The organism is Streptosporangium sp. H13245 (genome assembly GCF_055690525.1).
Genome location: NZ_JBSZKT010000012.1, coordinates 98,970 through 125,347 on the forward strand (window position 1 = coordinate 98,970; position 26,378 = coordinate 125,347).

At 72.1% G+C, this 26,378-nt stretch carries 18 protein-coding genes; 11 read left to right on the top strand and 7 right to left on the bottom strand.

Annotated elements, in window-relative coordinates:
- Nucleotides 1–725 precede the first annotated feature (725 nt).
- The 11 genes from ACW9TB_RS20215 to ACW9TB_RS20265 all read left to right on the top strand — a co-directional run bounded on the left by ACW9TB_RS20215 (nucleotide 726) and on the right by ACW9TB_RS20265 (nucleotide 19,486).
- Entirely contained in the window at nucleotides 726–6,002 is a 5,277-nt protein-coding gene (locus ACW9TB_RS20215) for an amino acid adenylation domain-containing protein (RefSeq protein WP_472749571.1), read from the top strand.
- Nucleotides 5,999–10,789, top strand: a complete 4,791-nt coding sequence (locus ACW9TB_RS20220; RefSeq protein WP_472749572.1) for a non-ribosomal peptide synthetase — start codon at nucleotides 5,999–6,001, stop codon at nucleotides 10,787–10,789. The genes ACW9TB_RS20215 and ACW9TB_RS20220 overlap by 4 nt, the downstream gene beginning before the upstream one ends.
- A 73-nt stretch (nucleotides 10,790–10,862) precedes the next feature.
- Nucleotides 10,863–11,060 carry an MbtH family protein gene (locus ACW9TB_RS20225; protein ID WP_472749573.1) on the top strand — a complete coding sequence of 66 codons (198 nt, stop codon included), beginning with the start codon at nucleotides 10,863–10,865 and terminating at the stop codon, nucleotides 11,058–11,060.
- A 184-nt stretch (nucleotides 11,061–11,244) separates the two neighbouring features.
- Complete coding sequence (locus tag ACW9TB_RS20230) at nucleotides 11,245–12,519, top strand: MFS transporter (protein ID WP_472749574.1); 1,275 nt, start codon at nucleotides 11,245–11,247, stop codon at nucleotides 12,517–12,519.
- A gap of 53 nt (nucleotides 12,520–12,572) precedes the next feature.
- Nucleotides 12,573–13,523 carry a methionyl-tRNA formyltransferase gene (locus ACW9TB_RS20235; protein WP_472749575.1) on the top strand — a complete coding sequence of 317 codons (951 nt, stop codon included), beginning with the start codon at nucleotides 12,573–12,575 and terminating at the stop codon, nucleotides 13,521–13,523.
- Nucleotides 13,524–13,783: 260 nt separating this feature from the next.
- Complete coding sequence (gene argG, locus ACW9TB_RS20240; protein ID WP_472749576.1) at nucleotides 13,784–15,232, top strand: argininosuccinate synthase; 1,449 nt, start codon at nucleotides 13,784–13,786, stop codon at nucleotides 15,230–15,232.
- Nucleotides 15,233–15,310: 78 nt separating this feature from the next.
- Entirely contained in the window at nucleotides 15,311–16,483 is a 1,173-nt protein-coding gene (locus tag ACW9TB_RS20245; protein ID WP_472749577.1) for a sensor histidine kinase, read from the top strand.
- A complete protein-coding gene (locus ACW9TB_RS20250) occupies nucleotides 16,480–17,136 on the top strand; it encodes a response regulator (RefSeq protein ID WP_472749578.1) in 657 nt (218 codons plus the stop codon). Before ACW9TB_RS20245 ends, ACW9TB_RS20250 begins: the two co-directional genes overlap by 4 nt.
- An 84-nt stretch (nucleotides 17,137–17,220) precedes the next feature.
- The gene (locus ACW9TB_RS20255) at nucleotides 17,221–17,934 is read left to right on the top strand and encodes an ABC transporter ATP-binding protein (protein WP_472749579.1); all 714 of its coding nucleotides are present in this window, start codon (nucleotides 17,221–17,223) and stop codon (nucleotides 17,932–17,934) included.
- Complete coding sequence (locus ACW9TB_RS20260) at nucleotides 17,931–18,734, top strand: ABC transporter permease (RefSeq protein WP_472749580.1); 804 nt, start codon at nucleotides 17,931–17,933, stop codon at nucleotides 18,732–18,734. The genes ACW9TB_RS20255 and ACW9TB_RS20260 overlap by 4 nt, the downstream gene beginning before the upstream one ends.
- On the top strand, nucleotides 18,731–19,486 hold the full coding sequence (locus tag ACW9TB_RS20265) for a hypothetical protein (protein ID WP_472749581.1): 756 nt from the start codon (nucleotides 18,731–18,733) through the stop codon (nucleotides 19,484–19,486). Before ACW9TB_RS20260 ends, ACW9TB_RS20265 begins: the two co-directional genes overlap by 4 nt.
- A 110-nt stretch (nucleotides 19,487–19,596) precedes the next feature.
- Here ACW9TB_RS20265 and ACW9TB_RS20270 read toward each other — a convergent pair whose 3' ends face one another.
- The 7 genes from ACW9TB_RS20270 to ACW9TB_RS20300 form a co-directional block, all read right to left on the bottom strand.
- Nucleotides 19,597–20,352, bottom strand: coding sequence for an MBL fold metallo-hydrolase (locus ACW9TB_RS20270; RefSeq protein WP_472749582.1), 756 nt, complete (start codon nucleotides 20,350–20,352; stop codon nucleotides 19,597–19,599).
- Nucleotides 20,353–20,676: 324 nt separating this feature from the next.
- Nucleotides 20,677–21,225, bottom strand: a complete 549-nt coding sequence (locus tag ACW9TB_RS20275) for a hypothetical protein (protein WP_472749583.1) — start codon at nucleotides 21,223–21,225, stop codon at nucleotides 20,677–20,679.
- Complete coding sequence (locus ACW9TB_RS20280) at nucleotides 21,222–21,689, bottom strand: hypothetical protein (RefSeq protein WP_472749584.1); 468 nt, start codon at nucleotides 21,687–21,689, stop codon at nucleotides 21,222–21,224. Before ACW9TB_RS20280 ends, ACW9TB_RS20275 begins: the two co-directional genes overlap by 4 nt.
- Before the next feature lie 39 nt (nucleotides 21,690–21,728).
- Complete coding sequence (locus ACW9TB_RS20285) at nucleotides 21,729–22,511, bottom strand: hypothetical protein (protein ID WP_472749585.1); 783 nt, start codon at nucleotides 22,509–22,511, stop codon at nucleotides 21,729–21,731.
- Nucleotides 22,512–22,536: 25 nt separating this feature from the next.
- Nucleotides 22,537–23,025 (bottom strand): hypothetical protein, encoded by a 489-nt coding sequence (locus ACW9TB_RS20290; protein WP_472749586.1) that lies wholly within the window; start codon nucleotides 23,023–23,025, stop codon nucleotides 22,537–22,539.
- A 48-nt stretch (nucleotides 23,026–23,073) separates the two neighbouring features.
- Nucleotides 23,074–24,615 (bottom strand): phenylacetate--CoA ligase family protein, encoded by a 1,542-nt coding sequence (locus ACW9TB_RS20295; RefSeq protein ID WP_472749587.1) that lies wholly within the window; start codon nucleotides 24,613–24,615, stop codon nucleotides 23,074–23,076.
- The gene (locus ACW9TB_RS20300) at nucleotides 24,612–26,141 is read right to left on the bottom strand and encodes a pyridoxal phosphate-dependent decarboxylase family protein (protein ID WP_472749588.1); all 1,530 of its coding nucleotides are present in this window, start codon (nucleotides 26,139–26,141) and stop codon (nucleotides 24,612–24,614) included. Before ACW9TB_RS20300 ends, ACW9TB_RS20295 begins: the two co-directional genes overlap by 4 nt.
- Nucleotides 26,142–26,378: the final 237 nt, after the last annotated feature.

The following is a 26,378-nucleotide window of genomic DNA, read 5'->3' on the forward strand; positions in this document are numbered from 1 at the left end:
TCACCGTGTTACGCACCCCGGAGAATGGCGCGATGGATATAAGAATCACGGCGTCGGCGAAAAATCATCAATAACGGCCTGACGACGCCTGAATGATGCACCAGGAAATCTGCCCGCGTCAATGGACGGTTCCATTTTTCCGCGCCGCCCTTCGGTAGGGGCGCCGCTCGTGCGCCGGGCAGCCGGGCCGTGCGGCGGCGTGATCTCTCCGCCGCACGGCCCGCCGGGAACCGCGGCCTCCCGTTCGGGAGCGTTACCCACCTCAAGGCTTCCATCTGCGAAAACATCGTCACATGCCGGTTCGCCGACTCGGGGCGGGGGGATCGGTACAACAATTTCGAACGAACGACAAGGCCCATTTTTCCGACGTGCGGCCAGAATAACAAGAAGGTATTGCGGGGTTGTTAGGTGACAACCGCTGTGCTCTGCTATGGCTCTGGAAATGAAAGTGCGGCGGGTAAACGACAGGTATCCCGGACGTTATCCGCGTCGCGATCGGACGTAACTCAGCTGATGAGTGTCCGAGCAGATCCGGGTTTTCATGCCTTGGTTCGGTGTGTGTGGGGCCGCCGAAACAGACCAGGGAACATCCAGAGATTCGGGCGGCGGTTCTCCGATGCCCGGTGAGGCGGCTCAACGCCGCGCACGGCTCATTCTCCGAGCCCCGCGTGCCGTCCTCACATGCCCGGCGTTGCTTGAGCGCGGTTGACGACCAGGGAGACTGTGTGGACCCCAAGCCCTACCCCCACCCCAAGCCCCACGACGCCGATGTTTCCTCCCACCCGCTGTGCGCCGTCCTCGCCGAGTCGTTGAGGACGGGTGGCGAGCGGATCGCCGTACGGGCGGGCTCGGCGGAACTGACCTACCGGCAGCTGCGGGAACGGGCGCTGAGCGTCGCGTCGCGCGTCGGCGACCCGTTCGGCCCCACCGGAGCGCAGACGGTGGTCGCGATCATGCTGCCCAGGGGGGAGGGGCTGATCGCCGCGCTGACCGGCGTCCTGCTGTCCGGCGCCGCCTTCCTGCCGGTCGACCCGGGGTTGCCGCTCGACCGCAGGCTGCGCATGCTCGCCACCGCCGACCTGTGCCTCACCGACGCGGCGGGCGCCACCGTCGCCGAACGGGCCGGTGTCCGGACGCTCCTCGACTCCGGCGAATCCGAGGCCAGGACGCACCCCGGTCAGCGAGCCGAGCCCGGCGAGTCCGAGGCCGGGACGCTCTCCGAGCTCGACCGCGCTCAGCGAGCCGAGCCCGGCTCCGGGCCGTTCGCCGGACCGTTCGCCAGGCCCTTCCCGCACGGCGAGCAGCTCGCCTACGTGCTGTTCACCTCGGGCACCACCGGAACGCAGAAGGCCGTCGAGGTCCCGCACCGCGCGCTCGGCGCCCACGCGCGGGCCGTCCGGGCGGTGTACGCGCTGACCGGTGAGGACCGGGTCCTCCAGTTCGCCACCGTCAGCTTCGACGTGGCCCTTGAGGAGATCTTCCCCACCCTGCTGGCCGGGGCCACGCTCGTGCTCGCGCCGACCTCGGCGATCACCACGGAGCAGCTCACCGGCCTCCTCGCCCGCGAGCGGGTCACCGTCGCCAACCTCCCCACCCCCTACTGGGAGCAGTGGGTCCGCGACCTCGACCAGGGCGGCGGCGCCGTACCCCCCTCGCTGCGCCTGCTCGTCATCGGCAGCGACATGGGCCGCGCCGCGACGCTCGCCACCTGGCGCCGGTTCAGCCGGGTCGAGACGATCAACGCGTACGGTCTCACCGAGACGACGGTGACCTCGACGACGCACCCGCTCACCGGAGCCGACGCCGACGCGGGCACCGACGGGGCGACCCTGCCCGTCGGCACGGCCGTCCCGGGCACCGAGATCCTCCTGCTCGACGAGAACCTGGAGCCGGTCCCGGCCGGACGGCCCGGAGAGGTCCACGTCGGCGGGGCGGGGGTGGCGCTCGGCTACCGGGGCGACCCCCGGCTCACCGCCGACAGGTTCGTCCCCGACCCCTGGTCGGGGCGTGTGGGAGCGCGCCTGTACCGCACCGGCGACCGCGGCGTCCTCGACGCGGGCGGAGTGCTGCGGATCCTCGGCCGGGCCGACGACCTGGTGAAGATCCGGGGCCAGCGGGTGCACCCCGGGGAGGTCGTCCGGCACCTGTGCTCCCACCCCGAGGTCACCGCGGCCCACGCGCGCGCCGAGACCGGCGACGACGGCGACACCCGGCTGATCGCCTACGTCGTGCCGGTCGACTCCCACCGCGTGCCCACCGCGGGAAGGCTCCGCGAGCACCTGGCGCGGTCCCTGCCCACCGGCCACCTCCCCAGCCGCTACGTCGTCGTCGACGCGCTCCCGCTGCTGCCCAGCGGGAAGATCGACGCCGACGCCCTGCCCAAGTCCCAGCTGTGGCGACGCGCCGACGACGTGCCCTTCCGCGTGCCGGTCACCGATACCGAGGCCGAGCTGGCCCGGATGTGGAGCCGGACGCTGGGCGTCGACCGGATCGGCGCCGACGACTCGTTCTTCGACCTCGGCGGCCACTCCCTCGCCGCCGTACGGATCACCAACCGGATCCGCGCCCGCTGGCCGGCCGAGATCACCGTCGCCGACCTGATGGAACACCCGACGGTCGCCGCGCTCGCCGCGCTCGTCGACCGGGGAGGCCCCGGCGCGGACACCGTCCCCACCGCCCTGCCTCCGATGGAGCGCGGCGGCGACGACGACCGCGTACCGCTCACCGCGCAGCAGCAACAGGTCTGGTTCCTCGACCGGCTCGCCCCCGGCAACATCGCCTACCACGCGCAGACGACGATGCGCGTGGAGGGCGATCTCGACCTCGACGCGCTGCGGCGCGCGGCCGGTGTCATCACCGCCCGCCAATCGATCTTCCGGACCACCTTCCACGACGACGACGGGGTGCCGTACCAGCGCGTGCACGCCGAGGGCCCGATGCCGGTCCACCTCGTCGACCTGTCCGGCGTGCCGGAGCCCGAGCGGCGGGCCAGGGTGGAGGAGCTCGTCGTCCGCGACATGACCACGCCGTTCGACCTCGGCGAGCTGCCGCTGGTGCGCTGGACGGTGGTACGGCTCGGACCGGCCACCCACGAGATCATCCTGGTGGAGCACCACTTCGTCCACGACGGCTGGTCCTTCGGCCTGCTGATGCGGGAACTGCGCGCCGCCTACACCGCCGAGGTCACCGGGGAACCGGCCGGGCTGCCCGAGATCGAGTTCCGGTACGCCGACTACGCGCGCTGGCAGCGGCGGGCGCTGGCCGGTGAGGTCATGCGGCGACAGCGGGAACACTGGGCCGCGACACTGGCCGGCAGCCCGCCCGCGGTGTCGCTGCCCACCACCAGGGCCCGTTCGAGACCGCAGGGCTTCGAGGGCGGCATGGTCCGGCTGGAGGTGTCGGCGCGGACCGTCGCCGCGCTCCGCGAGCTGGCCAGGACCCACCACACCACGCTGTTCAGCGCCATGCTCGCGGGCTTCTACGCCACGCTGTGGCGCTACACCCGCCAGGACGACCTCGCGGTCGGCTCGGCGTTCGGCAACCGCCAGCTCGCCGAGACCGAGGACGTCATCGGCATGTTCGTCAACGCGGTCGTGCTGCGCTGCGACGCGGGCGGCGACCCCACCTTCGCGGAACTGCTGCGCCGCAGTACCGCGACCGTGCGCGCGGCCACGGCCAACCAGGAGCTGCCCTTCCTGGAACTGGTGCGCGCGCTCAACCCCGACCGCGACCCGGCGGCCAACCCCTACTTCCAGATCATGTTCAGCGCCAACGACGCCAGGATGCCCGACCTGGAACTGCCCGGCTGCTCGGCGACGGTCTACGAGCGCGACAACGGCTCGGCGAAGGTCGACCTCAACGTGGTCGTCATCCCCAGGGCCGAGGCGGAGCCTGGCGCGGACGGCCGCCTCGACGGCCGGGTCACCCTGCTGTGGGAGTACAACAGCGACCTGTTCGCCAGGGAGTTCATCGCCGAGGTGGCGGACTCCTACCTGCACCTGCTCGCCACGATGGCCGAGAACCCCGGCGCCCGCCTCGGCGAGGTGGACCTGGTCGGCCCGGGGAGCCTGGCCGGGCTGCTCGCCCTGGGAACCGGCCGTCCGGCCGCGCCTGCGACGCCCTTCGCCGACCTGTTCGCCGCCTCGGTCGCGCGCACTCCGGACGCGCCCGCGATCAGCACGACGGCCGGGACGCTGAGCTACGCGGAGGTCGCCGGGCGGGCCCGGTCCGTCGCCCGGACGCTCGACGAGTCCGGCGCGGGCACCGGCGCGCCGGTCGGCATCCTGCTGCGCCGCACACCGTCGGCGCTGGTCTCGCTGCTGGGCACGCTGCTCTCCGGCCGGGGCTACCTGCCGCTCGACCCCGCCCACCCGGCCGACCGCCTCGCGTACATGCTTGAGGACTCCGGTGCGCGCCGGGTCCTCGTCGACGCGGGTACGGCGCACCTGCTGCCCCCGGGGGACTGGGAGCCGATCGACGTCACCGGGCTCGAACCCGCCGACGCCGCGCCCCCTGTTTCGGCGCTCGAACCCGCGGACAGCCCCCCGTTCCGGCCCGCGCACCCCGCCTCGACCGCGTGGGTCATGTACACCTCGGGCAGTACGGGCCTCCCCAAGGGGTGCCGGGTGACGCACGCCAACCTCGGCCACTTCGTGCGCTGGGCCCTCGCGGAGACCCCGGACGGGCTGATGGAGCGCACGCTCGCCGCCACCGCCCTGACGTTCGACGTCTCGGTGTACGAGATCCTGCCGACGCTGGCGGCCGGAGGGACGATCGTGCTTGTCGACGACCTGTTCGCGCTGCCCTCGCTGCCCGCGCGCCTGGTCCCCACGCAGGCCAACGTCGTCCCCGGCATGCTCTCCGAGCTGCTGCGCGAGGGCGCGATCCCGGCGGGCGTGCGCTCGGTGAACCTGGGCGGCGAGGCGGGCACCGCGCCGCTCGTACGGCTGCTTGAGGAGGCGGGCGTGCCGATGGTCCGCAACCTGTACGGCCCGACCGAGGCGACGGTGTTCGTCACCGGCGGCCCGGTGACCGCGGAGCCCGGCCGACCCTGGCCGCTCGGCGCCCCAGGGCCCGGCGTCGAGGTCCACGTCGCGGACCCCGGCGGGCGCCTGCTGCCGCGCGGCGTCGAGGGCGAGCTCGCCATCGGCGGTGACGGCGTCTGCGACGGCTACCTCGGCCGCCCCCGCCTCACCGCCGAGCGGTTCGTCCCCGACCCGTACGGCCCCCGGCCGGGCGGGCGGCTCTACCTCACCGGCGACCGCGCGCGGTGGGCGCTGGACGGCAGGCTCGAATACCTCGGCAGGCGCGACCAGCAGGTCAAGATCCGCGGCCTGCGCGTCGAGCTCGGCGAGATCGAGCAGGTGCTCGGCACCCACCCGGCCGTCGCGGCGGCCTACGTCGTGGTACGCGGCGAGTCCCCCGCGCAGACCCTGGTCGCCTACGTGCGGCCCGCGACGGGCGAGCCGCCGCCGGTGGGGGCTCTCGCCGCGCACGCCGCGAGCAAGCTGCCCCCGGGGCTGGTGCCGCGCGTCTACGTCGTGCTCGACGAGATCCCGCTGACCACCTCCGGCAAGATCGACCGCGCACGGCTGCCGGAACCGCCGCACAACACGGGACCGTCGCACGACACGGAGCCGTCGCATGGCACAGAACCGTCACACGACACGAGACCGTCGTACGGCACGGGACCGCTCACCGGCGGCGAGGCGGCGGGCGAGGCGGCGGGCGAGGTGGCGGGCCGGGACCGGGCGTCGCGGGCGGAGCTGGAACGTACCATGAGCGGCATCTGGGCGGAGATCCTCAACGTGCCCCAGGTCAACCGGCACGACAACCTGTTCCTCCTGGGCGGGCACTCGCTCGCGGTGCTGCGGATCCGCCACCGGCTCAAGGCGTCGACCGGCGTGGACCTCCCGGTCGCCGACTTCTTCGCCCACCCGACGGTCGCCGAGCTCGTCGGCCACCTCGCCGTGACCCCGCCCGCGGAAGAGGTCCGGGCATGACCGGCGCGCCGGTCCGGGCGCCGCTGACCCCGGCGCAGCTCGGGCTCTGGTTCGGCGAGCAGTGGGAGCGTACGGTCCAGCCGGACGGCGGGGCGGCGCTGTACCACATCAACACCTCCCTGCGGGTGCGCGGCCCGCTCGACTCCGGGGTGCTGCACCGGGCGCTGACGGCCCTGCTCGACCGGTACCCGGTCCTGCGCGGCCATGTCGTCGCGGGCGAGCGGCCCTTCCTGGAGGACACCGGGCCGGTCGTGCTCGCGATGCCGGTGGTGGACTTCTCGCACTCGCCGCATACCGCGCGGGAGATGGCGCGGGCCAGGCTCGCCCACGAGGTGGACAGGCCGTTCGACCTGTCTCGTGGCCCGCTGCTGCGCGCGGCCCTGCTGCGGCTGTCCGCCGACGACCACGTGCTGGTCCTGGTGGCGCACCACCTGGTGTGCGACGGCCTGTCCCTGCGGGTGCTGTACCGCGACCTCGGCCTGCTCTACCGCGCGCTCGCGGACGGGACCGAGGCAGATCTCCCCGCTCCCGCGTCCTGGTTCGGCCGGGACACGACCGTGCCGCCCGGCCGCGAGGAGACCCTGCGGTACTGGGAGGACGCGCTGCGCGACGCTCCCGAGGTCGTCGACCTGCCAGCGGACCGGCCACGGCCGGAGGGCGGCGGCAGCGCGGGCGCCGCGCTGCGCCGGACGATCCCGCCCCGGCTGTGGCGGCGGCTCGTCGCCGCCTGCGCGCGGTGGCGCGTCACGCCGTACATGGTGGTGCTCGCCGCGTACGCGGTCCTGCTGGCCCGGCTGACCGGGCAGCGCGACCTGGTGATCGGCTCGCCGTCGTCGGGGCGGACGTCGATGGACGACGCGGACACCGTCGGCATGTTCGTCACCACCGTCCCGCTGCGGCTGCGCGTCGGCACCGGCGACACCGTCGCCGACCTGCTCGACCAGGTACGGGCCAGGGTGCTGGAGACGATGCGCCACGGCGGTGTCGGCTTCGAGGAGCTGGTGGACCGGCTGCGGGTCCCGCGCTCGACGGCGTACGCGCCGATCGTGCAGGTGGTGTGCGGCCTCGACCAGCTCGACGCGACCGCCCCCGGGTTCGGCGCCGGTCTCACCGCCGAACGGATGGCGACGCCGTGCACGAACGCCAAGTTCGAGCTGGGCCTCGGGGTGGAGGTCACCGCCGGGGGAGTCGTCGCCGACTGGGAGTACCGTACGGACCTGTTCGACGAGGGTACGGTGGCCGCGCTGGCCGGATCCTACCTGGCCCTGCTGGAGTCCTTCGTGGCCGACGGGACGGACGAAGGCGACGGGGACGTTCGGCTGGTGCGCGACCTGGACGCGGGCGGGAGCGGAAGCCTGCTGTTCGGGCCGGTCGAGGCGGAGGGGCCGGTCCTGCCGACCCGGGTGCCGGTGCCGCTGCAGATCTCCGAACGGGCCGCCCTGTGCCCGGACGCCGTCGCGGCCAGGACCTGCCAGGGCGTCGAGGTGACCTACCGCGAGCTCGACGGCAGGGCCAGGAGCCTGGCCGCGCGGATCCGCGCGGCGGGCGCGGGACCGGACGACACCGTGCTGCTCGCCCTGCCGCGCGGGGTGGGCTGGGCGGTCGCGGTGCTCGGCACCTGGTACGCGGGCGCGGCCGTCGTCCCGCTCGACCTGTCCCTGCCCGACCGGCGGCTGCGCGCGATGACGGAGGCGGCCGGGGTGCGCCTCGGGCTGGCCGGGTCCGCGGAGGCGGCCAAGGAGGTCGCGCAGCGGCTCGACCTCGCCACCGAACTCGCCTGGCTGGACCTGGACGGGATCGACACTGCCGGTGGCGCGAAGGCCGGTGGCGTGGGGGTGGGAGGCCCGGAGGCAGGTGACCTGGACGTCGGCGGCGCGGGGGAGGGAGACGCGGGAGCGCCCGCGACCCTTCTCAACGCGCTGGCGTACGTGCTGTTCACCTCCGGATCGACCGGGCTTCCCAAACCGGTGGCGGTCGGCCACGACGCGCTCGCGTTCTACGCGAGCATCTTCGCCGAGCGGCTCGCGATCACCGCCGACGACGTGTTCCTGCAGTTCGCCGCGCTCACCTTCGACGTCTGCTTCGAGGAGACGGTGCCGGTGTGGTGCGTCGGCGGCGGGGTGCTGCTGCTGGAGGACAACAGGATCGCCCCGGTGGACCTGGAACGGGTGCTCGCCGACGGCGGCGGCACGCTGGCCGACTTCACCAGCTCCTACTGGGCCGAGTGGGCGCGCGACCTGGAACGCCGCCCGCGTCCGCTGCCCCCGGCGCTGCGCACCGTGGTGATCGGCGCGGAGGCGGGCTACGTGGCCGACCTCGAACGCTGGTCCGAGCGTACCGACGTGCCGGTGGTGAACGCCTACGGCCTCACCGAGACCCTGATCACCTCGATCACCCACACCGGCTCGGTGAGCGACGGCGGGCTCGGCCCCGTGGTGCCCATCGGCCTGCCGATGCGCGGCATGCGCGCCTACGTGCTCGACGCGGAGATGTGGCCGGTCGCGCCCGGCCTGGCCGGTGAGCTGTACGTCGCGGGCCCGTGCCTGGCCAGGGACTATCTCGGCCTGCCCGCCGCGACGGCGCTGCGGTTCGTGCCCGACCCGTTCGGCGGCGAGCCGGGCGCGCGGATGTACCGCACCGGCGACCGGGCCAAGGTCGACGCCGACGGCGTGCTGCGCTTCGTCGGCCGGGTCGACGGCCAGGTCAAGGTACGCGGTCACCGGGTCGAGCTGAGGGAGGTCGAGGTGGCGGTCGCCGCCCACCCCGACGTCGAGGAGGTGGCCGCCCGCGCGGTGCGCACCGACGGCTCACACGAGGTGATCGCCTACGTGGTCGCCCGGCCCGGCGGCACGCTCGACACCGACGACCTGCGACGCTTCCTCGTCGAGCGGATACCGGGCTACCAGGTTCCCGCCTACCTGGTCGAGCTGGCCGATCTGCCGCGTACGGCCGGGGGCAAGCTCGTGCCGAGCGCGCTGCCGGAGCCCGTCCGGGGACGGGGACGGGAACAGGGGCGGGAGCGGGGACCGGCCACGGGCGGGCCGGAGCCGATGGACGCCGGGCAGGCGGCGCTCCTGCGCGTCTGGCGGGAGGTGCTCGGCCGCGAGGACCTCTCGGCCGACGACAACTTCTTCGCCGTCGGCGGCAACTCGATCTCCAGCATCCGGGTGGTCTCCCTGGCCAGGGCCGAGGGGATGCCGTTCACCGCGCGGGACGTGTTCGCCCACCAGACGGTCCGCGAGCTGGCCGGGGCGCTCGGCGCGACCTGGACGCCGGGGGAGAGCGAGCCGCCGGTGACCGAGGCCGGACCGGCCCCCCGGAGGTTCCGGCTGCCCGAGACCGCCCATCTCGGCATCGACGGCGCGAGCCGGTCGGCGCTGCTGGCCGGGCTGCTCGACGCCGAGCGGATCGAGCGGGCCGGGCCGATGCAGCGCTGGGGGCTCAACCGGCTGCGGCACCGGCCCCGGCCCGGGATGTACCGGGTGTACGAGGCGTTCGACGTCAGCGGCACGGACGTCGACGTGGACCTGCTGGTCCTGGCGTGGAACGCGCTGGTCGAGCACCATCCGGCCCTGCGCACCTCGCTGCGCGCGTACGACGGCGGGGACCTGCAGGTGGTGCACCGCAACGCCGCGCTCCGCGTGCGCCGCGAGGACCTCGGCGGGCTCGGCACGGCCGAGGCGGTCCTCGCGGTCGACCGGCACCTGGAGGTCGTCAGGAGCACCCCGGCCGATCCGCTGCGCCGCTGCCAGGTCGAGCTGACCGTGTTCGACCGGGGGCCGGGGGCCGCCTTCCTGGTGTGGGACTACTGCTACCTGGCCCTCGACGGCTGGTCGTTCTCGGCGCTGCTGCGGGACCTGTTCGACCTGCACGACGGGTTCCGCGCGGGCGAGCCGGTCACCCTGGCCACCCGGCCTGAGCCCGGTGTGATCGCCCGCTGGTGGCAGGAGCGTGACGAGGCCGCCGCCCGGTCGTACTGGACCGGCAGGCTCGCCGGAGCACCGCGCGGGCTGGTCACCACCGGACTCGGCCCGGGTTCCGGCGCCACCGGGCTCGGCCCGGATTGTGGCGACGGCGGGCTCGGTCCCGGTTCTGGTGAAGGCGGGCCCGGTGACGGTGGTGCGATCCACGCCGACCAGCGCGTCTGGCTGCCCGCCGGGCGCACGGCCCTGCTGAACCGGCGGGCGGCCGAAACGGGGCTGACCCTGCACACCCTGGTACAGGGCGCGTACGCGATCGCGCTCGGCCACGCGCTCGGCACCGGAGACCTCGTCTTCGGCACCGTCGTCTCGGGCCGCACCGACGCGGTCGGCGGCGCGGAGGACATCGTGGGCTGCCTCAACAACCGGCTGCCCAGCCGGGTCGTCGTGGACCACGCGGCCCGCTGCCGGGACTGGCTGCGCGGTCTGCAGGACAACCACGCGGAGGCGGCCGGGTTCGAGTACGTCTCGCCCCTGGACGTCCAGCGCTGGTGCGGGATCGACGACGCCGACCGGCTGTACGACTCGGAGATCGTCGTCGAGAACTTCCCGTTCGACGGGCGGCTGCAGTCGCGGCTCGCGGGCTGGAACCCGATCGCCAACGGCGCCCCCGGAGACGAGACGCTGCGGCTGGTCGTCTGGCCGGACCCCGCCCTGCTGCTGAAGGTGAGCTACTACCGCGAGCAGGTGTCGGACGAGCGCGCCGTGGAGCTGCTGCACCACGTCAGGCGCGTACTCGACACCCTGGCCGACGGGCTGGACCGGCCGGTCGCCGACCTGCTGTCCGCGACACGCCCAAATCCCTGAACAGACAAGACACACCCACCTTCCTGAACAGGCAAGACACGCTCACATCCCCGAACAGACAAGAGGAGTGTCCATGACCGATCCCACCGACTACCGCGTCGTCCGCAACGACGAGGACCAGTACTCGATCTGGCCCGTCGGACGTGCCCTGCCCCCCGGATGGACCGAGGAGGGGACCGTCGGCGACCGCGACACCTGCCTCGACCGGATCGAGCTGGTGTGGACCGACATGCGCCCGCGCTCGCTGCGCGAGCACCTGGCCACCGGCTGAGCGGACCCACGAAAAAGCCGGAAGAGAAGCCAACAGACCCACGAAAAAGCCGGAAGAGGAGCCGACGGATCCACGAAGAAGCCGGAAGAGAAGCTGTCGGATCCACGAAGAGGCTGGAAGAGAAGCTGTCGGGCCTACGAAGAGGCCGGAAGAGAAGCCGACGGAGAAAGGGACACCCCCCACCATGGACAGCAAGGCCACGCCCACCGCGGACCGGCGAAGTCTCTGGCGTCACCGTGACTTCACCCTGCTGTGGGCGGCCCAGACGGTCAGCCAGATCGGCTCGCAGATCACCTTCTTCGCCATCCCGGTGATCGCGCTGACCGTGCTCGACGCGTCCACGACCCAGGTCGGCCTGCTCGCGGCCGCGGAAACCCTGCCGTTCCTGCTGGTCGCGCTGCCTGCGGGCGTGTGGGTGGACCGCTGGGACCGGCGCCGCATCCTGATCCTCACCGACGTCGGGCGGATGGTGGTCCTCGCGACCCTGCCGCTCGCCTACCTGTTCGACATGCTGAGCATCGGGCTGATGCTGGTCGTCGGCCTGCTGGTCGGGGTGCAGACGGTGTTCTTCGACATCGCCGACCAGGCGTTCCTGCCCTCCGTGGTCGAGACCGAGGACATTCCCGCGGGCAACACCAGGCTGGAGGTGTCCCGGTCGATCGCGTACCTGGGAGGACCGAGCCTCGGCGGGCTGCTCGTCCACGTGCTGGTCGCCCCGCTCGTGCTGCTGTTCAACGTGGTCGGCTACCTGGTGTCGGCCGTACTGGTCGGCATGATCACCCGCCGTCCCGCGGCCACCGGACCCGAGCCCGCCCCGAGGCGGAGGATGGCCGCCGAGATCGGCGAGGGGCTGCGGTTCGTCTTCGGCAACCGCACGCTGCGAGCGATCGCCGTGTGCACGGGACTGATGAACCTGATCGGCCTCGGTGGCGCGCTCACCGCGCTGCTGGTCGTGTTCGCGCTCGACGACCTCGGCCTCACGCCCGGCACACTCGGGCTCATCCTGACCCTGGGCAACGCGGGCGCCCTGCTCGGCGCGATGGTCAGCGCGCGGGTGGTCAGGGCCCTGGGGCTGGGGCCGACGCTGGTCGGGGCCGCGCTGCTGGCGGTCCTGCCGATCCTGCTCATCGCCTCCGCGGGACCGGGCGCCGGTTCGCTGCTCGTCTCCGTCGCGATCGGGCTGATGCTGGCGGGAATCGCGGTCTACAACATCAACCAGGTCAGCCTGCGGCAGGCGATCACCCCGACGGAGCTGCAGGGCCGGATGAACGCGTCCATGCGGTTCGCGGTGTGGGGCACGCTCCCGCTGGGCGCCGCCGCCGGCGGTGTGCTCGGCGACGTGTTCGGCGTCCGGCCGATGCTGTGGGTCCTCGGCTCGCTGGCGGCCCTGGTGTGCCTGCCGCTCCTGCTCACCCGCGAGGTCAGGGCACTGCGTACCGGGCCGGGGGAGAAGGGGTAGCCGGGCCCGACTCCACTCTTCATCAACGGAACGGAACGGAAAGGACAGAGGGCGTGCGTCTTGTCTTCATGGGCTACCAAACATGGGGTCACCGGGTCCTGGAGGCCCTGGTGGCCGAGCACGAGGTCCCGCTCGTCATCACCCACCCGGCGAGCGACCACGCGTACGAGACCATCTGGGACGACTCGGTGGCGGATCTCGCGGCGAAACACGGCATCCCCGTGCTGGAACGCCGGTACGCCAACGACGGGGAGGTGGCCGAACGGCTGCGTGGGCTGGGTCCCGACCTGGTGGTCTCCTCCGACTGGCGCACCTGGGTGGCGCCGCACATCTACGGCCTGGCCAAGCACGGCGCGATCAACATCCACGACGCGCTGCTGCCCCGCTACGGGGGCTTCGCGCCGCTCAACTGGGCCCTGATCAACGGTGAGCGCGAGGTCGGCGTCACCGTCCACTTCATGAACGAGAAATTCGACCTCGGCGACATCGTGCTGCAGCGCCGGGTCCCGGTCGAGGACGACGACACCGTCACCGACCTGTTCCACAAGACGGTGAAGCTGTTCGCGCCGATGGCCCTGGAGGCCGTCGCCCTCATCGACTCGGGCCGGACGGACTGGACCAAGCAGGATCCGGCCGACGCCACGTTCTTCCACAAACGCTCGGTCGAGGACAGCAGGATCCACTGGACGTGGCCGGCGAGGGACATCGTGAACCTGGTCCGGGCCCAGGCGGACCCCTATCCCAACACGTTCGCCTACTTCAACGGCGAACGCATCGGGATCCTGGCCGCCTCGGTGTCGAGGCTCCGCCTGGGCGGCACGCCCGGCCGGGTGTTCCGCCCGGACGGCGAAGGGGTGGCGATCGTCTGCGGTCCCGGCGCGCGCGGCGGCACCGAGCACGGGGTGGTGGTGGAGCGGATCCGTACCGGCGACGGCCGGGAGCACCGCGCCACCGACTTCTTCCGCGCCATGGGCGGTTACCTCACCAGCCACCCGTCGCCGTGATCGGCGGCCGGTGGAACCGCGGACCCGGGCGCTGACCTCCCCATCAGGATCAGGTCACTCCCTCCGGCGCGGCTCGCGTCCGCGTGGTCCCGACGTCACGCGCGGCGCGAGCACCGCCGGTCCTCCCTCGCCCCGCCGTCGATCGGCCGACGGCGAAAACCTCTCGATATTCAATATGTTCGGCAAAAACCGGACCGCCTGGTGAGACGGGACCGGCCGGATTTTGCATAGTCATGCGTCGTGACGCATACTCTTGTTCCATGTCCAAGGTTCTCACCTCCTTGCCCACCGGCGAGCGCGTCGGCATCGCCTTCTCCGGCGGCCTCGACACCTCGGTCGCCGTCGCGTGGATGCGCGACAAGGGTGCCGTCCCGTGCACCTACACCGCCGACATCGGCCAGTACGACGAGCCCGACATCGCCTCGGTGCCCGGCCGCGCCCTGGCGTACGGCGCCGAGATCGCGCGCCTGGTCGACTGCCGCGCGGCCCTGGTCGAGGAGGGCCTGGCCGCGCTCACCTGCGGCGCGTTCCACATCCGCTCGGCCGGGCGCCCCTACTTCAACACCACGCCGCTCGGCCGGGCCGTCACCGGGACCCTCCTGGTCCGGGCGATGATCGACGACGACGTGCAGATCTGGGGCGACGGCTCGACGTTCAAGGGCAACGACATCGAGCGGTTCTACCGGTACGGCCTGCTCGCGAACCCCCACCTGCGCATCTACAAGCCCTGGCTCGACGCGGACTTCGTCTCCGAGCTCGGTGGCCGCAAGGAGATGTCGGAGTGGCTGCTCGCCCACGACCTGCCCTACCGTGACAGCACCGAGAAGGCGTACTCGACCGACGCCAACATCTGGGGCGCCACCCACGAGGCCAAGACCCTGGAGCACCTCGACACCGGCATCGAGACCGTGGACCCGATCATGGGCGTGCGGTTCTGGGACCCCGAGGTCGAGATCCCCACCGAGGTCGTGACCATCGGCTTCGACCAGGGCCGTCCGGTGACGATCAACGGCAAGGAGTTCGCCACCCCGGTCGACCTGGTGATGGAGGCGAACACGATCGGCGGGCGGCACGGCATGGGCATGTCCGACCAGATCGAGAACCGGGTGATCGAGGCCAAGAGCCGGGGCATCTACGAGGCGCCCGGGATGGCACTGCTGCACGCGGCGTACGAACGGCTGGTCAACGCGATCCACAACGAGGACACCCTGGCGAGCTACCACAACGAGGGACGACGGCTCGGCAGGCTGATGTACGAGGGCCGCTGGCTCGACCCGCAGGCGCTGATGCTGCGAGAGTCGCTGCAGCGCTGGGTCGGCACGGCGATCACCGGTGAGGTGACGCTGCGGCTGCGCCGAGGTGAGGACTACTCGATCCTGGACACCTCGGGCCCGGCCTTCAGCTACCACCCGGACAAGCTGTCGATGGAGCGCACCGAGGACTCGGCGTTCGGCCCGGTGGACCGGATCGGCCAGCTCACCATGCGCAACCTCGACATCGCCGACTCGCGCGCCAAGCTTGAGCAGTACGCCAACCTCGGCATGGTCGGCACCACCCACCCCGCGCTCATCGGCGCCGCCCAGGCGGCCTCGACCGGGCTGATCGGCGCGATGCCGAGGGGCGGCGCGGAGGCCATCGCCTCACGCGGTACGGTCTCCGACGACGACGAGATGCTCGACCGCGCCGCGATGGAGTTCGGCACCGACTGACCGGCCATCACGCGAGCGGGCCCGACCGGCCGTCACGCGAGCGGGCCCGCGTGCCCGCCGCCCGGGAGGGGGGCGCCGGTGAGACACCGCTCCGGCGAGGACGACGCCGTACGGCACACCGCGCCGGGCCCGCCGAGGCTCCTCGTGGACGCGGCGGCGGCCCTCGTGGTCGTCGGGATGTTCTGGCTCCCCCCGATCGTCGGCGCGGCCGGCACCTGGCGTTCGGCCGCCGGGGTGGCGCTGGCCTCGGTCGCGGCGGCGGCGATGCCGCTGCGCTGGCGGTGGCCGGTGCCCGCGGTGACGGTGGCCGGTGCCGCGACGGTGGTGGCGAGCCTCCTGGGCGTGTGCCAGGATCCGATGCTCGCCACGGCCTGGTGCCTGTACCCGCGGGCCCTGACGCGCGCGGCACGGGTTCGCCCGTTCGTGCTCGGCGCCGTCGGTGCCGTCGCGGTCCTGGCCGCCGTGACGGGCGTACCCCGGGAAGGCCCGGACGGATCGGGGCAGCGGCTGGTGATCGCCGCCGCGGCCCTGAGCGTGTCGTGGCTGCTGGGGGTCGCCGTCGGGCGGCGGATCGAGTCCGTCCGGGAGGCCGAACGCGCCCGGGTGATGGAGCGGGCCGCCCGCGCGCGGCTCGACGTCGCCCGCGACGTGCACGACGTGGTGGGGCACGCCCTCGGGCTGATCAGCGCCGAAGCCGGGGTGACCAGGGCCCTTCCGGACGCGGGCGAGCGGGAGCTCCGTGACGCGCTCGCCGACATCGAGGACCACGCGAGGGCGGCGCTGGAGGACATCCAGTCACTCGTCCGCTCGCTCCGGGCGGGCCCGGACGACTCCACCGCCCCCGTCCCCGGCCTCCCGGAGGTACATTCACTCGTCACGGCCACACGCGCCGCGGGAGTACGCGTCGACGCGCGGATCGCGCCCCCCGAGCGGGTCGGCGGGATCGACGGGGTCGTCGCGGCGGCCGCGTTCCGGATCGTCCAGGAGGCGCTGAGCAACGTGGTACGGCACGCACCGGGCGCCGCCTGCGTCGTGGAACTCCACCCGGACGGCGACGCGCTCGTCGCGCGGGTCCGCGACGACGGCCCAGGGGGGAAGGAGGAGGGCGTGACAGGATTCGGCCTGCGGGGGATGCGAGAGCGGGCGCGCCTGGCCGGTGGCACCGTGACGTGGCGGAACCTGCCGGACCGGGGCTTCGAGGTCGAGGCCCGGCTGCCACTGGGCGGCCGAGACGGCCGGGAGGCCGGGTGACGAGGCCGGTCAGCGTGTTCCTCGCGGACGACGACGGCCGTTTCCGTAGCGTGTACCGCAAGCTGTTCGACCGCACCGAGGGGTTCCGCGTCGCCGGGGAGGCGGCCGACGGCGTGGAGGCGCTCCGGCTGATCCTCGCGCTGGCCCCGGACGTGGCCCTGCTCGACGTGCAGATGCCGGGCGGCGGCGGGCTGGAGGCGGCCCGCCGTGTCCTCGCCGAGGCGGGAGGCACCCGGGTGATCATGCTGACCACGTTCGACCTCGACGAGTACGTCCACGAGGCCCTCACCCTGGGCGCGTCGGGTTTCCTGCTGAAGAACGCGTCGCCGCCGGAGGTGCTCCACGCGGTCCGCACGGTCCACGCGGGCCACGCCACGCTCGCACCGGAGGTCACCGCGAGGCTGGTGCGCCAGTTCGCGCCACCGCGTTCGCGGCACGCGTTCGCGGACGAGCTGCTCTCCGAGAGGGAGGTGCAGGTGATCCGGCTGGTCGCGCGCGGATACTCGAACCAGGAGATCGCCGGCGAGCTCTTCCTGAGCACGGAGACGGTACGCACCTATCTCAAGCGCATGTTCGCCAAGCTCGGCGTGAACGACCGCACCCGCCTGGCCGTGCTCGCCTACGAGGCGGGCCTGCTGCACGAACCCCGCTGAGGTGTCCCCTTCCGGGGGACGCGGCCCGGCACCCCGGCGCCGCAGGCTGGAGGACATCATCCAGCGCGACGGACAAGGTGTGCAGTGATCGAGATCATCGGGCTCAGCAAGCACTACCGGGGCAGGAAGGCGGTCGACGATGTCACGTTCACGGCGAGGCCCGGCCGTGTCACGGGGTTCCTCGGCCCGAACGGGGCGGGAAAGTCCAGCACGCTGCGCGTCCTGCTCGGCGTGGACGCGGCCACCGGCGGACGGGCGCTGATCGGCGGGAGGCGCTACCGGGACCTGCGGTACCCGCTGCGGACGGTCGGCGCCCTGCTGGACGGCGCGGGGCCGCTGCCCGAGCGCCGCGCGATCGACCACCTGTCGTGGATCGCCCAGTCGAACCGGATCCCCCGGACGCGGGTGCGGGAGGTCCTCGACCTCGTCGGCCTGGCGGACGCGGCGAAACACCGGGTGAGGAGATACTCGCTGGGAATGAGGCAGCGGCTGGGGATCGCGGCGGCGCTGCTCGGCGAGCCGGAGGTCCTCGTCCTCGACGAACCCGTGAACGACCTGGACCCGGACGGCATCCGCTGGGTCCGCGACCTCCTCCGCGACCACGCGGCCTCCGGCCACACCGTGCTGCTGTCGAGCCACTTCATGACGGAGACGGCCGGTACCGCCGACGACGTGGTGATCATCGACCACGGCCGCGTCGTCGTCCAGGGGTCGCTGGCCGAGGTGACGGCCGGTCACGCCTCGCTGGAGGCGGCGTTCTTCGCCCTCACCGGCGACCGGACCGGACCCCGGTGGTGAGCCCGATGGTGAGCGCGGCGACCCGGGCGGAACTGACGAAGATCCTCACCCTGCCCGGCGCGTGGATCGCCACCGGCGTCATCCTCGCCCTTCACGTACTGGTCCAGATCCCCCCGGCCAAGCTCTTCGCCGACGCCGTGGCGAACATCACCCCCGAGGGCGTCATCGAGATCTTCACCGGTCGGCCCGAGCCGGCCACCAAGGCGATCCTCGACCTCCTGGCCGGATCGTCACTGCAGATGGGCCTGTTCCTGCCCGTGCTCGCCTCCGTGATCGCGGGGCAGGAGTTCCGCTCGCGGCAGCTCGGCCTGACCGTGCTCGCCGTGCCGCGCACGGCTCGCATGCTGGCCGCGAAGCTCCTCGCCACGGCACTGTACGTGCTCGTCGTCGCGATTCTCATCGCGGCTGTCAGCACCGCCTTCACGTACGCCGCCATCAGGGACTGGAACCCCGGCCTGCTTCTCACCGGGGAGGCACTCCTCGGCCACGGCCGGTTCCTCGCCTTCGCGGTCCTGTTCTGCCTCACCGCGTTCGCCGTCACCATCGTCGCGCGCAACACCCTGACCGGCGTCGTCGTCACCATGGCGCTGATCACCGTCACGATGACCCAGGTCCTGGCCGGGGTCGCACCGGAGCTGGACGCGCTGTTCCCGCTCAGCGCGGCCAGGAACCTCATGCTCGCTCCCGGCGTCAACGACCTCACGGCCGGCCGGGGGCACGGCCTGCTCGTCCTCGCCGGATGGGCCGCCGCGACCGCCGTCGCCGCGGGGGTCACGCTCGCCAGGAGGGACGCGCGGTGAGCGCCGGGCGGGCCGCCGGATTCGGCGACATCCTGGCCGCCGAGCGAATCAAGATCACCACCCTCCCCGCGACCTGGATCGCCCTCGCCCTCGCGTTCGGCGCCAACACCCTGCTCGGGATCGTCGAGGCCACGGACGCCGTCCGGATCGCCGGTCAGGACGGCCAGCTCCCGATCGCCCGGTTCGGCGTCCTCACCCTCTCACCGGCCTACGTGTTCGCCGCGATCGCGGTCTTCGCGGCCGGCACCGAGTATCGCGGCGGCCAGCTGCGCGTCAGCCTCGCCGCCGTCCCCGGCCGCGACCGGCTGTTCGCCGCCAAACTCGCCGGGAGCGCGGCCTTCGGCCTGATCACGTCGGTTCCCGTCATCCTGCCGGGCCATGTCCTGCGGCACGCCGAGGCGGTCCGCGCCGGGGAACTGGGGGCGGGTGACGTCGTCATCGGCTTCACGGCGCTCCTGGCCGCCTACCTCCTGCTCGGCCTCGTCGGGTTCGGGCTCGCCGTCGTCGCGAGGACGGTCGTCACCCCGCTCGCCGCGCTCGTCATCGCGCCCGTTCTCGTCTCACCGGTGCTCCAGGCCCCCCTTCCCCACGTGGTGAGGTTTCTCCCGCACGAGGCGGCCCTCAGCCTCCTCGGCATGCCCGCCGACCCCGCCACCGCGCTCGGCCCGGCCGCCGGACTGCTCGTGTCGGCCGCCTGGGCGGCACTCTCCGTCGCCACCGCCCGGCAGGTCTTCGTACGCGAGGACGGCTAGGCCGCCCGGCGGCCAGAGCACGACGGGCACCGGGAGGACGCCCGTGAGACGGCGCCGTCCGTCCCGGGCCGCCGCCGAGCGGCTCACCTCGCCGTACCCCGAACGGTCGTTCACCCGACAGACGTCAGGGAGACCGGCTGCCCCGGAGGGGAGGAGACGAGCAGGTGGTCGAGACCGGCCTCGGAGAAGGCGGCGAGCACGTCCGCCCGGCTCTCGGTGAAGTGGGCCCAGCCCTCGACGTGGAGCGGCACGACGCACCGGGCCTTCAGCAGGCGCGCGGCGATCACCATCTCGGCGGCGTTCAGGGTGAGCGGCTCGTCGATCATGGGCGCGCGGGCGGCGCCGCCGAACAGCAGCGCGACGTCGACGGCCGGGAACCGCCCGGCGACCAGCTCCACGCACTCCAGCGAGGCGTTGTCCCCGCTGACGTAGACGGTGGGCAGCCCGTGGCCGGTGAGCACGAAGCCGGTGACCTGGCCGACGACGGGCTCGCATCCCGGCGGGCCGTGCAGGGCGGGAACGGCGGTGACACGAACCTGGCCGACGTCGCGGTGCTGCCAGGGGTGCATCGGGGTGACCCCGGTACGGGCGGCGGCCTCGGGCGTGCTCAGGGTGAGCGGCACGGCGGCCATCTTCTGGCGGCCCAGCCGGTCGAGGTTGTCGGGATGCTGGTCGTGGCTGAGCAGCACCAGGTCCACCCGGCCGATGTCGGCGGGGGAGAGGGCCGGGCCGATGGTCTTGGTGAGCGTGATCGGCCCGGCGGGGTGATCTCCGGGCGGATCGAAGGTCGGATCGGTGAGGATGCGCAGCCCGCCGAGTTCCAGCAGGGCCGTCGGGCCGCCGATCACGGTGATGGTGGTCGTCATGGGCGGATCCGTTCGCTGCGCGGTCGGGTTACGTCCCGATCACGCTAGCCAAACAGGACACGGGAGGCGGGACGACCCGCCGATCGATCACACCGCCCGCCACCCCGGCCTTCCCGACCGGAAAGCCGCTGGGACCCCGCACGTCCCGGAACCTCGCGGTCCCGTGATCGGCGGTGATCCCGGCTCCGGCCGTACCAATGACGATCAGCCGGTGCGCGCGGCCCCGGGATCGGGCCGCGCGCACCGGCCGGTCATGGCCGCCACCCGGCGGCCATGACCTTCACCTCCACCTCCACCACACCGCGCTCGCGGCCCCGGAGCCCGTCAGACGGGCAGCACCCGCAGAGCGGGATAGCGGGGGGAGTTCAGATACAGCTTGTCGGTGCCGTGCTCCTTCTCCAGCTCCAGGACGAACCGGTAGCGATAGAGCCCCGCCTTGGCCTCGCTCATCACCGCCCCGGCCCAGTAGTAGTAGACGGCGGTGTACTGGTCGCGCATCCGGTCGGGAGCGCCGTAGACCTTGAGCTCGGTCATGATCCGGCGCTCGGCGACATCGTCCTCGTCGCCCTTCTCGATGTCGAGGAAGACGATGTTGTTGATCTTCGGCATCGGAGGCCAGCTGCCGTCCTGACGGCGGTGCATGTCGATCGGGCGGATGATCCAGTTGATCACCTGCCCCTGCTTGCAGATGGTCTCCAGATGGTCGCTGCCCTGCCCGACCCCGCCGACGCTGTTGTCCATCATGTAGAGGCAGCCGTCCAGGGACTTCGTCGCGGCGGCCTTCTCCATGTCGACGAGGGTCACCACGTTCAGCTGGACGGAGTTGAGCTGGCCGCGATCGGCGAAGTCCGTGGCCGCGTACGCCTGGGTCATCGGCCTTCCCTTCCCTCGGTGACGGGACCGGCCAGGGCCGGCCGGGCGGTGGGGGTGAACGGCGTGCTGACGGTGCCGAGCAGGAACGAGAGGCGGTACGGGACCGGCTCGGTGAGGTCCTGCTTGACCTCGGCGGTCCAGAACACGATGTCGGTGCCGGGGTACACCTTCCGGGTGGGCTCGGCGACCTTCGGGTCGATCTCGATGTCGGCGAGGGACACGTAGGTCTCGCACTCCAGCGGGATCACGTTCCACAGCAGGGTGTCGCCCTTGCGCACCCGGCTGTGCAACTCGGGGGTGCCGAAACCGGTGGACCCTGCGGACCTGTTGGTGTCGTAGAAGTAGATGTTCTCGTCCAGGTTCTCCGACGCCAGCGCCGCCACGGGATCGACCACCGCGGTGATCGTCACGGGCCGGGTGGGCCGGGTGGGCTGGGGTTCGGGCTGTTTGTTCCTCGGGGGCATGCGGTTCCTCCGCTCGAAGGTGCTCCGGCTCGGACAGGGTCAGCCGACGGCCGGGACGGGCGGAAAGGGGAGCACACCCAGTCCGGCACCGGTGAACCCGTTGCGCTTCGGATCCCTGATGATTTTGAGGCTGGACTTACAGGTCAGGTCGACGGACTCCCAGACCATCTCGTCGTTCCGCTCGACCAGCTCGTGCAGCTGGATGTGCATGGTGTACGAGTAGACGCCGGGCCGGCTCGTGTCCACGGTCGCGGCCCAGTACCAGCCGTCGTAGATCATGTCGGGCGACCCGTACTGGGCCGGGTACATGATCTTCTCGGTGACGGCCTCGCCGGTGATGTCGGTGATCACCGGAGCCGGGTAGTTGTACGCGCTGGAGCTGCTCGTGGTCTTGCCGGTGACGTCCAGCAGCTTGGCGTCGGTGAGGCCGCGCCCGCTGTCCGACTTGCGGACGTGCTTGCCGACCCGCCGCTGCAGCCGCTTGAGGTCGGTGCCGCTCACACCGCCCTCGTCGCTGAGCGAGGCCAGCTCCCTCAGCGTGCGCCGGTCGTCGGCGCGCTCCTGCTCGGCCAGGTAGTTGCGCGGCACCGTCGGGGGGATCGACCCCAGCGCCGCGGGCAACCAGTTCAGCACCTGCTCGGTCGCCTGGGAGCCGTCGAGGAAGTAGGTGCCGGGCACGATCGTCACCAGCTGCTCGGTGCCCACCCCGACGGAGCCGAACAACTTCATGTTGTCGAACCAGTACGTGTTGCCGTCGAGCGATCGCGTCTGGAGCGCGTTCTCGACGTCGAAGAGCACGATGATTCCGTGTTGCTGGGCCATGAAACCGCCTTTCGCAGAACGTGGCTCACACGCGCAGCAGCGCGGGCGAGTCGATGTGCATCACGCTGTTGGGTCCTTCGTGGAGCCTGACGGAGAGCCGGTACCGGTACGGGACACCGGGCGTCATGTCGTAGGGCACGACGCCCTCCCACACCAGCAGGTCGTGGTTCTCGAACCCGTTGGACCCGGTGGCGTCGACCCCGGTCCCGGACGCCGGAGCGGTGGAGGGCTCCGCCGGGTGCGGGGGTGCGGTCTGGCCGGCCGGGGGCGGCACGGCCGCACCGGACAGGAACTCGATGGCCTGGATCTCGACCGGGGTCTGCACGTCCACGTGGATGGGCGTCCACTGGACGATCTGCCCCGGCGTCACCACCGTGACGAGGTCAGGGGTCCCCTGGTGCTTGCTCCCCGCCGAGCTGTCGTCGACCAGCGAGATGTTGCCGTTGTGCAGCGTCCTGTCGGACAACGCCCCAACGGCGTCGACCATCACGACGATGCTGATCCTGTCTTTCATCGATCCTCCCTTTTCGGATGTCCTCTGGGCGTGCGGGCCACCGTGTGCTCAGCCCCGGTCCCTGACCAGCGGCGTTTTGCCGACGGTGGTCCGCTCGATCTGCGGCGAGGAGCGCGGCACGAACGTCAGCCGGAACCCGTATCCGGTCTGTTCGATGGCCGCGGCGTTGGCCTCCCGGTCGTTGAAGAGCGACAGGGAGTTCGGCAGCGACTGGGTGAACAGCTGCCGCGTCCCGCTCGGGCCGAGGGCGTGTTCGACGGCCGCGGTCGTGCCCTCGGCGTCGTCCACCGCCACCAGCAGGGTGAGGGTCCGCTCCTCGCGGTGGTTGTGGAACTGCACCTCGTGCGCGATCAGGTCCAGGTCGAGGGCGGTCGTCGAGCGCAGCCGCCCGCGCAGGGCCGCGTAGGCCAGCGTCGCCGAATACTGGCTGTCGTTGAGGTGCAGTACGTCGGCGGTGCGCCCGGCGAACTCGAACCGCTCGGTGCGCGGCCCCGGCCCGTTCAGCGCGGGGCGGCGGATCATCCGGTCGCCGAGCTTGAGCCGGAGCAGCGGCGTCTCGTCGGCGTGCAGCCGGGTGACGACCAGCTCGCCCTCCTCGCCCTCGGCGACGGCACGGCCGTGCTCGTCCACGATCTCCACCAGGTGCAGCCCCGGCACGGCGGAGAGCGCCGGCGAGGTGTGGTCGAGCTGGAGCCCGACGCACTCGGCCTGGGTCGCGGCGAAGTAACTGAGGATCGACACGTTGGGGAAGAACGCCTGCAGCTCGTCGCGCTTGCGCTGCGGCAGGGAGCCGCTGCCGTACATGGCGACCCGGAAGCTCGCCCTGGCCTGCGGGTGCAGGCCCGCGCCCAGCTCGGGCAGGAGCGCGATGCCGGCGGTGATGCCCATCAGCGCCTTGGGGCCGGGGTAGGAGAACATGTGCTCCAGCACCGGCGCGCTCACCGGCCCCGCGCCGATGTAGTTGACGCCCGGGACGTGGGACAGGACACCGCCGACCATGGTCCCGCTGCTCCACATCTGGTAGTCGGCCAGGGTGGTGAACAGCCAGCGCGGCGCGGGGCCGCGCAGGTAGTTGCCGAGCTGGTAGGCGCCCATGAACGCCCCGGAGATGCGGTAGGTGTCGCGCAGCTCCCGCAGGGAGTACACGATCTCCAGGGGCATGCCGTCGCCGGTGCCGCCGCTGGCCACCACCTCGAACCCGCCGCGGTCGAGCGGCACGACCATCCCGGCCCGCGCGCCCATGAACATGTCCCGCTGCACGGTCTTGTCCGAGAGGGGGATGCGCTCCCACTCGGACATGTCGGCGGGGGCGTCGCGGACCCCGAAGTAGTGCAGCCGCTCGCGCCACAGCGGGTTGAGCAGGGCGATGCCGACGAGCTGCTGAAGCCGTCGGAACACCAGCGCGTTCTGCAGGTCGAGCGGCGACTCGCAGTACGGGACCCCGGTGAGGCGCCCGCACTCCTCCAGCTTCCCCGCGAACGAGGGCAGCCGGGTGACGTCGTCCACCGAGCGGGGCCGCAACTCCTCCTCGGGGATCAGCCGTGTCGCCAGCTCCGCCGAGGCGGCGACGTCCAAATCCGTCATGGTCATGAATGACTCCCGTTCCGCTGGTCGCGCCGGGCCGCGGCGCTCGCGCGCAGCACCCGTTGCCCGATGTCCCTGATCTCGGCGATGAGCATGGTCAGGTGGTCGGCGTCGATCAGGTGGTTCATCACCACCACGCGCAGCGCCGCCACCCCTTCGATGTCGACCTTGGAGATGAAGAAGCGCCCGTCTCCCCGGATCCGGTTGCGGATCTCCAGCTGCAACCGGTGCACGGTCGTCGGCTCCAGGCCGTCCGGCACGTACCGGAAGCACAGGATGTTGGACTCCGGCTCGTGCGCCACGGCGAAGTCCGGCTCGGCGGCGAGCATCGCGTACGCCTGCCGGGTCACCGCGCACAGCCGGTCGATCTTCTGCGCGAACAGCGCCGGGCCGTAGACCGACCAGACCGCCCAGAGCGGCATGATCATCGGGCGTTTCGTGCACTCCAGGTTCTTGTCCGCGCTGTCGTAGGCGCTGTAGAGGTCCGGCTCCTCGTCGAAGACGTAGCTGGCGCGCTGCCGGAACGCGCCGCGCGCCGCCGCGCCGTCGCGGTAGAAGAGCATCGTGCACGGCGCCGGCATGAACAGCATCTTGTGGGCGTCCCAGGTCAGCGAGTCGGCCTGCTCGATGCCGCGTAGCCGGTCGCGGTGCCGGTCCGACAGCAGCAGGCTCGCGCCGTGCGCCCCGTCCACATGGAGCCACAGCCCGTACCGGCGTGCCACGGCCGCGAGCTCGTCCAGCGGGTCGAAGGCGCCCATCGAGGTGGTCCCGGCCGAGGCCACCAGGCAGAACAGCCGCAGGCCGCGCCGGTTGGCCTCGTCCAGCACCGGGCCGGCCAGGTCGGGGCGGATCCGCCCGGCCGCGTCGACCGGGAGCCGGACGATCTGGCGTTCGCCGATGCCGAGCACCCCGGCCGCCCGGGTCACGCTGTAGTGGGCCTCCTCGCTGACCGCGATGGCCGGGAGGCCCGTCACGCCGCCGGTGCCGCGCGTCCAGATCTGCGGGAACGCGCGGTTGCGGGCGGCCAGCAGCGCGGTCAGGTTGGCCAGGGAGCCCCCCGAGGTCGTCACCATGGTGAACCGGTCGTGGTCCCAGCCGATGAACCGGTTGAGCTCCTCGGCCATGAGCCGCTCGGCGACGTTGGGGAGCTGCCCGGCCTCGTAGAAGGAGGAGGGCTGGTTGACCACCGAGCCGACCAGGTCGATCAGGCTGGCCAGCGGCACCACGCCGGAGAACTGCCGTCCCATGTAGCCGGGTGAGTACACCGGGATGCCGGTCTCGGTGTAGAGGTCGACGATCTGGTTCACCCGGTCGGCGTCGAAGTCGGCGATGCGCTGCCGTTCCTGGGTCATCAGTCCCCGTGCGGTCTTCAGCAGCACCGCCGGATCGAGGAGGTCGAGCCCCCGGACCGACAGGTCGCCCATATACGTCGTCAGGCGGCTGACGATGTTTACGGCGCCGTCGTGGAAACGCTCGGGGTCGAAGGCGGCGGCGAGGTCCGGCGTGGGTGACCGTGAGCCTTCGCCGGTCACCGGCTCTGGAAAGGAACTCTGGACATCGGAAAGCGAACTCGTCATGGAGGAGGCTCCAAATGATCCGGCGTCGAGAACGCCATGTGATCGCGCCTGAAAAGAATTCGGGCATGGTGAGGTGAACTTTCGGGCGATCACATGAAAGTTTTCGCGAGTAAATGCGTGATCTACGGTTATGCGTCGGCGAGAAAGAGGTCACCGGTATCCGGGGACACGAGGCGGAATTCGTGCCGTCGC